At 76.3% G+C, this 13,920-nt stretch carries 9 protein-coding genes; 4 read left to right on the plus strand and 5 right to left on the minus strand.

Features of this window, described 5'->3' with window-relative positions:
* Window positions 1-11 precede the first annotated feature (11 nt).
* The 3 genes from rnc to JIG38_RS18170 are packed head-to-tail and all read left to right on the plus strand — an operon-like array spanning window position 12 to window position 2,369.
* Entirely contained in the window at window positions 12-740 is a 729-nt protein-coding gene (gene rnc / locus JIG38_RS18160; protein ID WP_199425130.1) for a ribonuclease III, read from the plus strand.
* Window positions 733-1,698, plus strand: a complete 966-nt coding sequence (gene mutM, locus JIG38_RS18165) for a bifunctional DNA-formamidopyrimidine glycosylase/DNA-(apurinic or apyrimidinic site) lyase (protein WP_199425131.1) — start codon at window positions 733-735, stop codon at window positions 1,696-1,698. Before rnc ends, mutM begins: the two co-directional genes overlap by 8 nt.
* A gap of 44 nt (window positions 1,699-1,742) precedes the next feature.
* Complete coding sequence (locus JIG38_RS18170) at window positions 1,743-2,369, plus strand: response regulator (RefSeq protein ID WP_199425160.1); 627 nt, start codon at window positions 1,743-1,745, stop codon at window positions 2,367-2,369.
* Window positions 2,370-2,417: 48 nt separating this feature from the next.
* On the opposite strand, the gene JIG38_RS18175 is transcribed toward JIG38_RS18170, so the two are convergent.
* The 5 genes from JIG38_RS18175 to JIG38_RS18195 are packed head-to-tail and all read right to left on the minus strand — an operon-like array spanning window position 2,418 to window position 10,114.
* On the minus strand, window positions 2,418-4,190 hold the full coding sequence (locus JIG38_RS18175) for a sensor histidine kinase (protein ID WP_199425132.1): 1,773 nt from the start codon (window positions 4,188-4,190) through the stop codon (window positions 2,418-2,420).
* Window positions 4,191-4,223: 33 nt separating this feature from the next.
* On the minus strand, window positions 4,224-5,924 hold the full coding sequence (gene cydC / locus JIG38_RS18180) for a thiol reductant ABC exporter subunit CydC (RefSeq protein WP_199425133.1): 1,701 nt from the start codon (window positions 5,922-5,924) through the stop codon (window positions 4,224-4,226).
* A complete protein-coding gene (gene cydD / locus JIG38_RS18185) occupies window positions 5,921-7,618 on the minus strand; it encodes a thiol reductant ABC exporter subunit CydD (protein WP_199425134.1) in 1,698 nt (565 codons plus the stop codon). Before cydD ends, cydC begins: the two co-directional genes overlap by 4 nt.
* Window positions 7,615-8,634, minus strand: coding sequence for a cytochrome d ubiquinol oxidase subunit II (gene cydB, locus JIG38_RS18190; protein ID WP_199425135.1), 1,020 nt, complete (start codon window positions 8,632-8,634; stop codon window positions 7,615-7,617). Before cydB ends, cydD begins: the two co-directional genes overlap by 4 nt.
* Window positions 8,635-8,644: 10 nt before the next feature.
* Window positions 8,645-10,114, minus strand: a complete 1,470-nt coding sequence (locus JIG38_RS18195; protein WP_199425136.1) for a cytochrome ubiquinol oxidase subunit I — start codon at window positions 10,112-10,114, stop codon at window positions 8,645-8,647.
* Between the two features lie 423 nt (window positions 10,115-10,537).
* Here JIG38_RS18195 and JIG38_RS18200 point away from each other — a divergent pair, with 423 nt between their 5' ends.
* Window positions 10,538-13,876: an Rne/Rng family ribonuclease gene (locus JIG38_RS18200; protein WP_199425137.1), complete on the plus strand. Its 3,339-nt coding sequence runs from the start codon at window positions 10,538-10,540 to the stop codon at window positions 13,874-13,876.
* The last annotated feature ends 44 nt before the right edge of the window (window positions 13,877-13,920 follow it).

Consider the following 13,920-nt stretch of genomic DNA (forward strand, 5'->3'; position numbering starts at 1 on the left):
GTGCGGGACCGTTGCCCGCCACCCCTGCCGCCCCGCTCGTCGAGAAGCTCGGGGTCCACCTGGACCCCGAGCTTCTCGTGCTGTCGCTGACCCACCGCTCGTTCGCGCACGAGGCCGGCGGCATCCCCACCAACGAGCGGCTCGAGTTCCTCGGCGACACCGTCCTCGGGCTCGTCGTCACCGAGGCGCTCTACCGGCGCCACCCCGACCTGTCCGAGGGCGAGCTCGCGAAGATGCGCGCCGCGACGGTCTCGCAGCGGGCGCTCGCCGCCATCGCGCGCGAGCTCGGGCTGGGGGCGTACCTGCTGCTGGGCAAGGGCGAGCTCGCGACGGGCGGTCAGGACAAGGACTCGATCCTCTCCGACACGCTCGAGGCGCTCATCGGGGCGGTGTACCTCACGCACGGCCTCGAGCCGGCGCGCGCCGTCGTCGAGCGGCTCGTCGAGGCGACGCTCAGCACGGCCGCGGGCCTCGGCGCGGGGCTCGACTGGAAGACGTCGCTCCAGGAGCTCGCCGCGCGGCTCGACCTCGGCGCACCCGAGTACCGGTGCGAGGGCGAGGGCCCCGACCACGCGCGCGTCTTCACGGCCCGCATCGTGCTCGGCGGCGAGGTCCGGGGCAGCGGCACGGGACCGTCCAAGAAGGTGGCCGAGCAGGAGGCCGCGGCCGCGGCGTACCGGGCGCTCGAGGGGCTCACGGGGGCCGCGAGCCGCACCGCGGGCACGACGGCGGGTGCCTGAGCTCCCCGAGGTCGAGACGGTGCGCGACGGGCTCGCGCGCCACGTGCTCGGCCGGACGGTCACCGCGGTCGAGGTCCGCCGCGACTCGAGCGTCCGCCGCCACGACGGCGGTGCGGCCGACTTCGCGGGCCGCCTGACCGGGCGCACGCTCAGCGCCGCGGTCCGCCGCGGCAAGTTCCTCTGGCTCCTGCTCGACGACGCGTCGTCCGGCGAGGCGATGCTCGCGCACCTGGGGATGAGCGGCCAGCTGCTCGTCCGGGCGGCCGGCACACCCGAGGCGGACGCCCACCCGCACCTGCGCACGCGCCTGCACCTCGCCGGGCCGGGCGGGGACCGGGTGCTCGACTTCGTCGACCAGCGGACGTTCGGCCACCTCATGGTCGCCGACCTCGTGCCGACGCCCGACGGCGCCCCCGCCGGCCAGGGCAGCGCGCTCGCCGCGCTGCCGGCGCCCGCGGTGCACATCGCGCGCGACCTGCTCGACCCGCACCTCGACCGGCGCGCCCTCGTCGCGGCGCTGCGGCGCCGTCGCACCGAGGTCAAGCGCGCGCTGCTGGACCAGACGCTCGTCTCGGGCGTCGGCAACATCTACGCGGACGAGGCGCTGTGGCGCGCCCGGCTCCACGGCCGCCGCCCCGCCGACGCGCTGCGGCCCGTCCAGGTCGGGCGACTCCTCGACGCGGCGGCCGAGGTCATGACGCAGGCGCTCCGCGTGGGCGGGACGAGCTTCGACGCGCTCTACGTCGACGTCAACGGCTCGTCCGGCTACTTCGACCGGTCTCTCGCGGTGTACGGCCAGGAGGGCCGCCCGTGCCCGCGCTGCGGCGCGGCGGTCGTGCGGGACGCGTTCATGAACCGGTCGTCCTTCACGTGCCCCCGCTGCCAGCCACGCCCACGCGTCCGCCTCGCTCGCGCCTCCGCCCCCCGACCCACCGGCACGCCTAGGATGCTCCCGTGACCAACGTCCCGCCCGCCGCCGGCCGCCCGGCGGACATCGCCGTCATGATCGTCGACGACCACGAGGTCGTCCGCCGGGGGATCGCCGAGGTGATCGACCGGTCCGAGGGCATGGGCGTCGTCGCCGAGGCCGGCTCGGTCGCCGAGGGCGTGCGGCGCGCGACGCTCGTCAAGCCCAAGGTCATGCTCGTCGACCTGCAGCTGCCCGACGGCACCGGGATCGACCTCATGACCGCGCTGCGCGACCAGCTGCCGGAGACGCGCGCCATCGTGCTGACGTCGTTCGACGACGACGACGCGCTCGCCGCCGCCCTCAAGGCCGGCGCGGCCGCGTACGTCCTCAAGAGCGTGCGGGGCGCCGAGATCGCGGACGTCATCCGCTCCGTCGCCGCGGGCCGCACGCTCCTCGACGAGCGCACCGTCACGCGCCGTCGCGCCGACCACGACGACCCGACGGCCGACCTCACGCCGAGCGAGCGCAAGGTCCTCGACCTCATCGGCGAGGGCATGTCGAACCGCGAGATCGCCGAGCGCCTGGGCGTCGCCGAGAAGACGGTCAAGAACCACATCACGTCGCTGCTCGCCAAGATGGGCCTGCAGCGCCGGACGCAGGTGGCCGCGTGGGTCGCGGGCCACAAGCACAGCGCGTGGCGCGGGGAGCACACGGACTGACCCCCGCCCCGCGCGCCGGAGGGCCGGTGCGGCGGGCGGAGGCGTGCGTCAGGCGAGGGCCGACGCGTGGGCCGTGGCCCGCGCGGGCGACAGCGGCGCACGCCAGCACAGGAGCGTGCCGCGCCCCTCGGCCGGGGTGCCCAGGCTGAACGACCCGCCGTGGCGGCGTGCCCGCGCGGCGAGGTTGTCGGTGCCCGAGCGTCGGTCGCGCTCGGGCGGCAGGCCCGCGCCGTCGTCCTCGACCTCGACCACGACCTCGCCGCCGGGCGGCACCGCCCCGCCGTCGGCCCGCGTCCCGTCCTCGACGACCTCGACGCGCACGGTCACCGCGGTCGCGCGCGCGTGCCGCGCCGCGTTCGCGAGCCCTTCGCGCACGACCGCGACGACGTCGTCGGCGAGGTCCTCGCCCGTGCGGTCGTCGATCGCCCCGGCGTCGCCCTCGAGCGCCTCGTCGGAGTCGAGCACGCGCCCGTCGACGGTGATGACGAGCCCGGGGGCGAACCCGAGCCCGGTCCGCGCGAGCGACGCCTCGCGGCGCAGGCGCTCGGCCAGCGGGGCGCGCGCGTCCGGGTCGCGCAGCGCGTGGACGATCGAGCGGATCTGACGGACGGTCGAGTCCACGTTGTCGAGCGCGTCCTCGACGATGCCCGTGAGCTCGGAGGGGTCGACGCCGCGTGCGGCGCGACGCCGCACGGTCTCGAGCTGCATGCCGGTCGCGAAGAGCTGCTGGATCGCGAGGTCGTGCAGGTCGCGCGCGATGCGCTCGCGCTCGTCGAGCAGGGCCGCGACGTCCTGGGCGTGGCGCGCCTCGGCGAGCACGAGCGCGAGCGCGGCCTGGGCGGCGTACGACTCGGCCGTCGCGAGGTCGCTCGGGGCGAAGGGCGCGCTGCCGCTGCGGCGCAGCAGCACGAGGACGCCGACGCCGCGGCCGTCCGCCTGCATGGGGGCGTACAGCGCGGGACCGAACTGGCGCATGGCGTCGACGCGCATGGCCCGAGCCCGGCTGAGGGAGTCGACGACGAGGCCGTTGCCGTCGCGCAGCACCGTCCGCGCGCGCCCGTCGGGCGGCATCACGGTGCCGATGAGCTGGTCGGCACCGAGGCCGTCGACGATCTCCATGACCCAGTCGTCGCCGACCCCGGGCAGCACGAGGGCGGCCGTGTCGGCGCCCGCGACCTGGCGCGACGAGGACGCGATGCGGGCGAGCACCTCCTCCTCCTCGGCGCCGGACAGCAGCATGGTGGTGATCTCCTGGCCCGCACGGAGCCAGTGCTCGCGCCGCTCGGACTCGGCGTACACCTGCGCGTTCTGGATCGCGACGGCGGCCGCGGCGGCGAGCGTGACGACGGCCTCGTCGTCCTCGTCGGAGAAGCCGCCCGGCTTCTCGGAGAGGTAGAGGTACCCGAAGACCCGGTCCCGCACGCGGACCGCCGCACCGAGGAACGAGCCCATGGGTGGGTGGTTCGGCGGGAAGCCCTTGAAGGTCGGGTGGTGCATGAGGTCGTCGAGCCGGAGCGTGCCGTGCGGCGGGATCGAGCCGAGGACGCCGATCGCGTGGGGCGGCCGGCCGAGCATCGCGGCCAGCCGGTCGTCGATGCCGGTGTGGACGAACGTCGTGGAGCGGCCGCGTGCGTCGAGCACGTTGATCGCGGCGTAGCGGGCGCCCGTGAGGTCGGCGCTCGCGCTGACGAAGCGCTGCAGCACGGTCGGCAGGTCGAGGTCCGAGGCGAGGCCGAGCGCCGCCTGGAGGAGGTCCGCGGCCGCGAGGCTGCTGTCGTGGTGGTCCGTGCCGCTCTTGCCTCCGTCGACCCGCGAAACCATGCCTGTGCTCCTGCGCTCGGTGCCGGTCACCGCTCAGCGAGCGGCTGCCCGCACGCTACCCCGCTCGCCGACGTGGATCACCTCGTCGGCCGCGGCGAGCGCGGCCGTGCGGTGGGTGACGACGACGACGCCGCGCCCGGGCGCCACGGTCCCGTCGAGCAGGCCGACGAGCAGGCGGTCGCCGTCGGCGTCCAGGTGCTCGGTGGGCTCGTCCAGCAGCAGCAGGGGAGCGGGGGACAGGAGAGCGCGCGCGACGAGGAGCCGACGGCGCTCGCCGCCCGACAGCCGCGCCGCACCGGAGCCGACCGTGGTGCCGAGGCCGTCGGGCAGCGCGGCGAGCCAGGGCCCGAGGCCGACGGCGTCGAGGGCGGCCCGTGCCTCGTCGGGGGTCACGTCGCCGCGCGCGACGCGCAGGTTCTCCAGGACCGTCGTGTCGAACACGTGCGCGTCCTCGGTGGTCACCGCGACCGCCGCCGCCGCGGCCCCGCGCGGGAGGTCGCCGACGTCGCGCCCGTCGAGGCGCGCCGATCCCGCGACGGGCGGCAGGAGGCCCGCGAGCGTGAGGAGGAGGGTCGTCTTGCCCGCGCCGCTCGGCCCGACGACGGCGATGCTCCGACCGCGGACGAGCTCGAGGTCCACGCCCGTCGCCGCCGTCGGCCGCCCCGGCCGCCCGGCCGTGAGGCCGGACGCGACGAGACGCGGGGAGGGGGCGGCGGGCTCGCGCATCTTCGCGGCGGCCGCCACGTCGTCCACCGCGTCGGCGTCGCCGGCGGCGTCGAGCAGGCCGACGAGGCGCGCCGCCGCGTCACGCGACCGGAGCACCTGCACCGCGGCGGCAGGCAGCAGGCCGCTCGCCTCGAACGCCGCGAGCGGGGTGAGGACGACGACGGCCAGCTCGACCGCGGCGAGGCGCCCGTCGACCGTGGCCGGCACCCCGAGCAGCAGGGCGGACAGCACGGCGAGGCCCGTCGCGGCGGGGCCGAGCGCGGCGGCGAGGGCGGCGGGGCGTGCGGCGGCGTCGGTGGCGCGCGCCACGTCGGCGTCGGCGGCACGCAGGCGCGCGAGCAGGTCAGGGACGCGCCCCGCGACGCGCAGCTCGTCGGCGCCGTCGAGCAGCGTCATGGTGAGCGCCGCGACCTGGGTCCGCGCACGAGCGGCCCGGTGCTCCGCAGCGCGCGCGGCCCGCGCGGCGACCCAGGGCGCGACGACGCCCGCGAGCACGAGGCACGCGGCGAGCGCGGCGCCGGCCGCGGGCAGGAAGGCGGCGACCAGCGCGACGCTCCCGAGCCCGACGCCGGCAGCGACCCCCGCGGGGACGAGCCCGCGCACGACGACGTCCCCGACCGCGTCGACGTCGGCGCCCACGCGCGCGAGCAGGTCGCCGCGCCGCAGGTCGACGACGCGGTCGACGCGCGCGGCCGCGAGCCGCTCGTAGACGCGCGCGCGCAGCGTGGCCATGCCGCGCAGCGCGACGTCGTGCGAGACGAGGCGCTCGACGTACCGGAGCAGGCCGCGGCCGATGCCCAGCGCGCGGACCGTGACCGCGGCGATGGTCAGGTGCATGACGGGCGGCATCTGCGACGCGCGGGCGATGAGCCACGCCGAGACCGCCGCGAGCGCGACGGCGCTGCCGAGGCTGCCGGTGCCGGCGACGACGGCCGCGAGGACGCGTCGCCGGTCGACGTCGAGCAGCCGCACGACGCGCACGAGCGGGTCCCGCGCCGGCCGGCTCACGCGTCGACCCCCACGGCCGCGCGCACGGCGACCACGTGGTCGGCGCACGCGAGCAGGTCGGGCCGGTGGGCCACGAGCAGCACGGTCCGCCCCGCGTCGCGCAGCGCGGCGACGGCGGCGAGCACGACGGCGGCGGCGTCGTCGTCGAGGTGGGCGGTGGGCTCGTCGAGCACGACGAGCTGTGCGTCGCCGACGAGCGCGCGGGCCAGGGCCACACGCTGGCGCTGGCCGAGGCTGAGGCCCGCGCCGCCCTGGCCGAGGGCGGTGGCCCAGCCGTCGGGGAGCGACGCGAGCACGGCGTCGAGGCCCGTGAGCCGCGCCGCCCGCGCGAGCGCGGCGTCGTCCGCCGGCGCGTCGCGCAGGACGGCCTCGCGCAGCGTGCCGGGCTCGAGCACGGGTCGCTGCGGCACCCACGCGACCTGGCGCCAGTACGACGCCGGCTCGACGTCGGGCAGCGCGACGGCGGGGCCCTGCGCCGGCACGAGGAGGACCTCGCCCTCGTCGGGCGGCAGGAGGCCCAGGGCGACCGCGACCGCCGTCGACTTGCCCGACCCGTTGGGGCCGGCGAGGGCGACCACGCTGCCGGGCGCGACGTCGACGTCGAGGCCGCAGGGCGCGGTCGCGGCACGATCGTCGCGGCGCACCCCCACGCCCGCGAGGCGCAGCGTCGTCCTTCGCAGGTCGGGCGCCGGCACGCGACCGGCCGGCGACGGTCCCGGGCCGGCGGCCTCGCCGGCCGGGCGCGTCTCGAGGACCGCGAACGCGCGGTCGGCCGCGGCGACGCCGTCGACCGACGCGTGGAAGTGCGCGCCCACCTGGCGCAGCGGGAGGTAGACCTCGGGCGCGAGCATGAGGACCGCGAGGCCCGTCTCGAGGTCGAGCCCGCCGTCGACGAGGCGGAAGCCGATCCCGACGGCCACGAGCGCGACCGAGAGGGTCGTGAGCAGCTCGAGCACCATCCCGGACAGGAAGGCGACCCGCAGCGTCCCGAGCGTCGCGCGCCGGTGCGCCTCGCCGAGCGCGCGCACCCGCGGGCCCGGACCGCGCTCGCGGCCGAGCGCCCGAAGGGTGGGCAGGCCCACGAGCAGGTCGAGCACCTGGTGCCCGAGGCGCTCCATGACCACCAGCCGGCGCTCGGCCGCACCCTGCGTCATGCGACCCACGAGGACCATGAAGACGGGCACGAGGGGCAGCGTCGCGGCGATCGTCGCGGCCGCGACCCAGTCCAGCCCGAGCACGACGACGAGGGCCGCCGGCGTCACGGTCGCCGCGAGGAGCAGCTGGGGCAGGTACCGCACGAAGTAGGGCTCGAGCGCGTCGAGGCCGCGCGTCGCGAGCGTCGCGACGGCTGCGGGCCGGCCGTGGGCGGGGCCGTGGGCCCCGAGCGTGACCGCGTGCTCGACGACGCCCGCGCGCAGCTCTGCCACGGCGCGGGTCGCCGCGCGGTGGGCGAACCGCTCCTGCACCGCGGTCACGGCGACCCGCGCGAGGACGACGGCGGCGAGCCCGGAGATCGTGGGCGCGACGTCGGGCAGCGCGGCCCGTCCGGCGACCACGGGCGCGAGGGCGCGCGCGAGCAGCAGCGCCTGCGCGACGACGAGCGCCGCGGTGAGGCCGCCGAGCGCCGCGGTGAGGACGACGTACCGGCGCGCCGCGCGCGCGTGGCGCAGCAGCCGGGGGTCGAGGGGCCTCACACGCGCGTGAGGGGCAGGCCCGTGTGGTCGGGGATCTGCTCGGCGGTCAGCCGCTTGCGGAACACCCAGTACGTCCAGCCCTGGTAGAGCAGGACGACGGGCGTGAGGATCGCCGCGACCCACGTCATGAGCCGCAGCGTGTAGTCGGACGACGCCGCCTCGGCCACGGACAGCGAGAGCGCGGGGTCGGTCGCGGGCATGACGTCGGGCCACATCGACCCGAAGATCAGGACGACCGCCGCGACGAGGGTCACCGCGGAGGCGCCGAACGCGAGCCCCTCCCGCCGGGCACGCGTCGCGGAGACGAGCGCGAGCAGCGCGACGGCGGCGAGACCGGTGGCCGCCCACGTCCACGTGACCGAGTAGGCGAGCTGCGCCCACACCGCCCAGGCCCCCGCGACGACGAGGCTCGCGACCGCGAGGCGCGCGGCGAGCGCGCCCGACCGGCGGCGCACGTCGCCGTCGGTCTTGAGCGCGAGGAACACCGCGCCGTGCGCGAGGAAGAGCAGCGCGGTCGTCGCGCCGCCCAGCAGGGCGAACGGGCTGAGCAGGTCGGCGAACGACCCGACGTACTGGTGGTCGGCGTCGAGCGGGACGCCCCGCACGAGGTTGGCGAACGCGACGCCCCACAGGACGGCCGGCACCCACGAGCCGACGACGAGCGCGCGGTCCGCCCACGCCCGCCAGCGGTCGTCGTGGATCTTGCCGCGCCACTCGAACGCGACCACGCGCACGATGAGTGCGAGCAGGATGAGCAGGAGCGCGACGTAGAAGCCCGAGAACATCGTGGCGTACCACTCGGGGAACGCCGCGAAGGTCGCGCCGCCCGCGGTGAGGAGCCAGACCTCGTTGCCGTCCCATACGGGCCCGATCGTGTTGATCATGACGCGCCGGTCGCGGTCGCGGCGGCCGAGCACGGGCAGCAGCATGCCGACCCCGAAGTCGAAGCCCTCGAGCACGAGGTAGCCGGTCCACAGGACCGCGATGAGCAGGAACCAGACCGTCGAGAGCTCCATGGCGGCCTCCTCAGTAGGCGAAGGACAGGGGGCGGTCGCCGTCGGCGTCGGACCGCGCGTCCGGGCTGACGTCGGGCTCGCTCGCGGACACGCCGTGCGCGGCGTAGCGCGCCATGAGGCGGAACCACAGCACGGCGAGCACGGCGTACAGGGCGGTGAAGGCGATCATCGACGTGAGCACCGCACCCGGGCCGACGACGCTCGAGACGCCGTTCGCGGTGAGCATCCACACGCCGTCGACGCCGCTCGGGTTGGGGTTGGGCACGACGACCCAGGGCTGGCGGCCCATCTCGGTGAAGATCCAGCCGAACGCCGACGCGAGGAACGGCGTCGGGATCGCGAGGAGCCCGAGCCGGCCGAACCAGCGGTGGCCGACGGTGCGACCGCGGCGCAGGAGCCAGAGGGTCGCGGCGGCCAGGGCCGCCGAGCCCGCGCCAAGACCGATCATGAGCCGGAACGACCAGTACGTCACCGCGAGGTTGGGCCGGTAGTCGACGCCCTCGCCGTAGAGCAGCTCGGAGCGCTCCTGGAGCTCGTCGACGCCCGGGAGGTAGGAGTCGAACTCGCCCGAGGCGAGGAACGACGTCACGCCCGGGATGGTGAGGACGTGGGTGACGCCCTCGCACGAGTTGGACAGGTCACCGATCGTGAGGAGCGAGAAGGCCGCGCCGTTCTCGCCCTCGCACAGCGCCTCGGCCGAGGCCATCTTCATGGGCTGCTGGTCGAACATCAGCTTGGCCTGCCAGTCGCCCGAGAGCGCGACGCCGACGCCGGACACGAGGACGGTCACCACGCCGAGCACCACGGCCGGGCGGTAGATCGTGCGGGCCGTCAGGGCGTCGCCCGCGCCGTGGCTGCGCACCATCCACCAGGCGCCGATGCCGGCGACGAACGTGCCCGCGGTGAGGAAGGCCGCGGCGATGGTGTGGGGGAACGCGGCCAGCAGCGTCGGGTTGCTCAGGACGGCGCCGATGTCGACCATCTCCGCGCGGCCCGTCTCCTCATTCAGCACCGCGCCGACGGGGTGCTGCATCCAGGAGTTGGCGGCGAGGATGAAGAAGGCCGAGAGGTTGGTCGCGATCGCGACCGCCCAGATGCAGGCGAGGTGGATGCGCTTCGGCAGCCGGTCCCAGCCGAAGATCCACAGGCCGAGGAACGTCGACTCGACGAAGAAGGCGGCGAGCGCCTCCATCGCGAGCGGTGCGCCGAAGACGTCGCCGACGAAGCGCGAGTACTCGCTCCAGTTCATCCCGAACTGGAACTCCTGCACGATGCCGGTCGCGACGCCGATCGCGAAGTTGATGAGCAGGAGCTTGCCGAAGAACTTCGTCAGCCGGAGCCAGCGCTCGTCGCCCGTCCGCACCCAGAACGTCTGCATGAGCGCGACGAGGGGCGAGAGGCCGATCGTCAGCGGGACGAAGATGAAGTGGTAGACGGTGGTGATCCCGAACTGCCAGCGGGCCAGGTCCAGGGCGTCCACGGGCGTCTCCTCGAGGCAGGACGGAGCGGGGGAGAGGGCGCCGCCGACGGGCTGCGTCCGTGGTCGACGCTAGGAAGAGGGCCCCGCTCGGCCGTGGGACCAAGGTCCCGGTTGATGACGGGACGTCAGTTTCCTCGCGACCCCTCGGGGCGTGGCATGTCGCGGGGCAGGACGGACGTCCTGTGCGATACTGACCGCGGCTCGGGGGGTCGCCACACCGTCCGCCCGGCCGACGAACGTCCCGCTGGACCCCGGTCCGCGGCCCGCCGTGCGCCGCCGTCTCCCGACGCGCAGGCGCCGGCGCCGCCGCCCGCCCAGCCGTGACGACACCGACGACTTCCGTCGCGCACCGACGAGGCGCACGCGACGACCGAACCGCCCGAGGACCGGCGAGTGTGGACAGCCCTCGGGCCTGGAGCACCCGTGACCGACGAGACCACGACCCCCGAAGCAGCAGCAGCGCCCGTGCGGCGCACGCGAGGACGCCGCGTCGCCACCGGCGTCGCGACGCCGCCCTCGAGCGAGGCGCTCGCGAGCGCACCCGCCGCCGCCCCGCCGGCCGCCGCACCCGTGGTCGACACCCCGGTGGCCGACACCGCCGGAGAGGCCCCGTCCGGCGCCCCGTCGGCCGCCTCCGACGGCGCGGGGCAGGCCGCCCCGAAGACCCGAGCGCGTCGCACGACCCGCCGCGCGACCGCGCCGACCGCCGCAGCGGACGCGGCACCGGCCGAGCAGGCCGCCGCCGCGCCGGCCGCGGACGAGCCCACGACGGCGTCCGCGGCGCCCGAGCCGACGCCGCAGCAGGCCCCCGAGCAGGCTCCGGAGCCGGCGCCGCGAGCGCGCCGCAGCCGCAGGGCGACGTCGGCGTCCGTCGCCGCGCCGTCCGACGAGGCACCGTCCGACCAGGCGCCCACCGACGAGACGGCGGCCCGGACGGACGAGACGGCCGCGTCCGCCGCGGTCCCGTCCGAGACCACGCCCGAGGAGCCGACGCCGGCCGCCGAGGAGCGTCCCGCCCGCGCGCGCCGCCGCCCGGCTCGTGGCGCCGCGGCCAAGGCCGAGGCCTCCGACGCACCGCCCGCGCTCGACGTGCTCGCGGAGCTGGGCATCGAGCGCCCCACGACCACCACGACGGCTGCGCCGGCTGCGACGGCCGAGCCGCCCGCCGCCCCGGCGGCCGGCTCCGCGCGCGGTCGGAGCGAGGCGCCGCGCCTCGCGACGACCGCCCTCCTCTTCCAGGCGCCCGACCCGACGGCGCGCCCGCGGCGCCGCCGCGCCCAGGCGCCGGCCGGTCCGCCGCGCCCCGAGGACGTCGTCGTCACCGCCGAGGAGGAGACGGACGAGGACGCGCTGGCGGTCGAGGCCGGCCTCGTGCCCGCCGAGGAGGACGCCGCTGCGATCGAGGCGACGACCGAGGACGCCGCCGAGACCACCGACGAGGTCGCGGGCGACGACGTGGCGGGCGACGAGGAGGACGGCGGCCCCCGCCGTCGTCGTCGCCGTGGTGGCCGTGGCCGCCGCAGCCGCTCGGGCGCCGACCGCGAGACGGACGAGCAGGACGGTGCGGACGACGCGTCCGCCGAGGTGACGGACGACGCGACCGACGCGGACGAGGTCCCGGGCGACGAGGAGCCCGCCGGGCGCCGTCGCCGGCGCTCGGGCCGGGGCCGGGGCGCGGCGACCGTCGAGGACCAGGACCAGGCCGAGCAGGCCGAGGACGAGGACGCCGACGACGACGAGCAGGGCGAGGGTGCCGACGCCGACGAGGCGGGCGGCTCGTCGAGCCGTCGTCGCCGTCGTCGCCGTCGCACGCGAGGCGAGGGCGACGACGTCGTCGCGCCCGTCCGGACGCGCACCCGCGCCGCGCGCGGGGTGTCCGACGAGGTCACGGCCCTCAAGGGCTCGACCCGCCTCGAGGCCAAGCGTCAGCGCCGCCGCGAGGGCCGCGACGCGGGTCGTCGCCGCACCATCGTCACCGAGTCCGAGTTCCTGGCCCGCCGCGAGGCGGTCGACCGCGCCATGGTCGTGCGCGAGTCCGACGGACGCGTGCAGATCGCCGTGCTCGAGGACGGCGTGCTCGTCGAGCACTTCGTGTCGCGCACGAGCAACGGCCAGAACCAGGCGTCGATGGCCGGCAACGTCTACCTGGGTCGGGTCCAGAACGTGCTGCCGAGCATGGAGGCCGCGTTCGTCGACGTCGGCAAGGGCCGCAACGCCGTGCTCTACGCGGGCGAGGTCAACTGGGACGCGGCCGGCCTCGAGGGGCAGCCGCGTCGCATCGAGCAGGCGCTCAAGTCGGGCGACTCCGTGCTCGTCCAGGTGACGAAGGACCCGATCGGCCACAAGGGCGCGCGCCTCACCTCGCAGATCACGCTCGCCGGCCGCTATCTCGTGTACGTGCCGTCCGGCGGCATGACGGGCATCTCGCGCAAGCTGCCCGAGAACGAGCGTGCGCGGCTCAAGAAGCTCCTCAAGGAGATCGTGCCGGACGCGGCGGGCGTCATCGTCCGCACCGCGGCCGAGGGCGCCTCCGAGGAGGAGCTGCGCAGCGACGTCCAGCGCCTGCAGGACCAGTGGGCCGCGATCGAGAAGAAGGCCAAGAGCGCGTCGGCGCCCGCGCTGCTCCAGGGCGAGCCGGACCTCGCGATCCGCGTCGTGCGCGACATCTTCAACGACGACTTCTCCTCGCTCGTCGTCCAGGGCGACGGCGCGTGGTCGATGATCTCGGAGTACGTGGAGGCCATGGCACCCGACCTCGTCGAGAAGGTCAGCCGCTGGACGGGGACCGGTGACGTGTTCGGGGCGCACCGCATCGACGAGCAGCTCGCCAAGGGCATGGACCGCAAGGTCTACCTGCCGTCGGGCGGCTCGCTCGTCATCGACCGCACCGAGGCGATGACGGTCGTCGACGTCAACACGGGCAAGTTCACGGGCTCGGGCGGCACGCTCGAGGAGACCGTGACGCGCAACAACCTCGAGGCCGCCGAGGAGATCGTCCGCCAGCTCCGCCTGCGCGACATCGGCGGCATCATCGTCATCGACTTCATCGACATGGTGCTCGAGTCCAACCGCGACCTCGTGCTGCGGCGGCTCGTCGAGTGCCTGGGCCGCGACCGGACCAAGCACCAGGTCGCCGAGGTGACGTCGCTCGGGCTCGTCCAGATGACGCGCAAGCGCGTCGGCCAGGGGCTCGTCGAGGCGTTCAGCGAGACGTGCCAGCACTGCAACGGCCGTGGCTTCATCGTGCACGCCGAGCCCGTCGAGGTGCGTGGCGCGGCGCCGGACGACGGTCGGCCCGCCGAGCCGAGCGAGTCCAAGCGCTCGCGGCGCAAGAAGGGTGCCGCGTCGGCGCCTGCCGCCCCGGCCGTCGCCGTCCCGGTGCTGCCCGAGGCGCGTGAGGCGGTCAAGGCGACGCTCGCGACGATCGCCGCCGCGGCGGCGCACGCGCACGAGCACCCGCACGAGCACTTCCACGAGGACGTCGCGGTCCACCCGCACGACGAGCAGGGGTCGGAGGACACCGTGACCGGAGCACCGACGACGGACGGGCAGCCGTCCGACGAGCAGCCGTCCGTCGAGGAGGCAGGGGAGCCCGCCGCGACCGACGCCGGCAGCGCCGAGCTCGGCGACGCGCTGTCGAGCATCCAGGCCGTCGAGGCGCCCGTAGCGCCCGTCGCCGACGGCGCGGACGGTCCCGACCGCGCGGACGGTGGGGACGGTGCCGACGGCGCGGACGGTGCGGACGGCGCGGACGAGGACTGAGCCGACCGACGGACGACCGGCGCCCGCCTGAGCGCGCCGGCCGT

It is taken from the genome of Actinotalea solisilvae, from assembly GCF_016464425.1.
Taxonomy (GTDB): domain Bacteria; phylum Actinomycetota; class Actinomycetes; order Actinomycetales; family Cellulomonadaceae; genus Actinotalea; species Actinotalea solisilvae.

Bases quoted from the DNA above. Each gene is read 5' to 3' on its own strand.
- JIG38_RS18170 (WP_199425160.1), top strand. From the start codon at position 1,743: ATGATCGTCGACGACCACGAGGTCGTCCGCCGGGGGATCGCCGAGGTG.
- JIG38_RS18175 (WP_199425132.1), bottom strand. From the start codon at position 4,190: ATGGTTTCGCGGGTCGACGGAGGCAAGAGCGGCACGGACCACCACGAC.
- cydB (WP_199425135.1), bottom strand. From the start codon at position 8,634: ATGGAGCTCTCGACGGTCTGGTTCCTGCTCATCGCGGTCCTGTGGACC.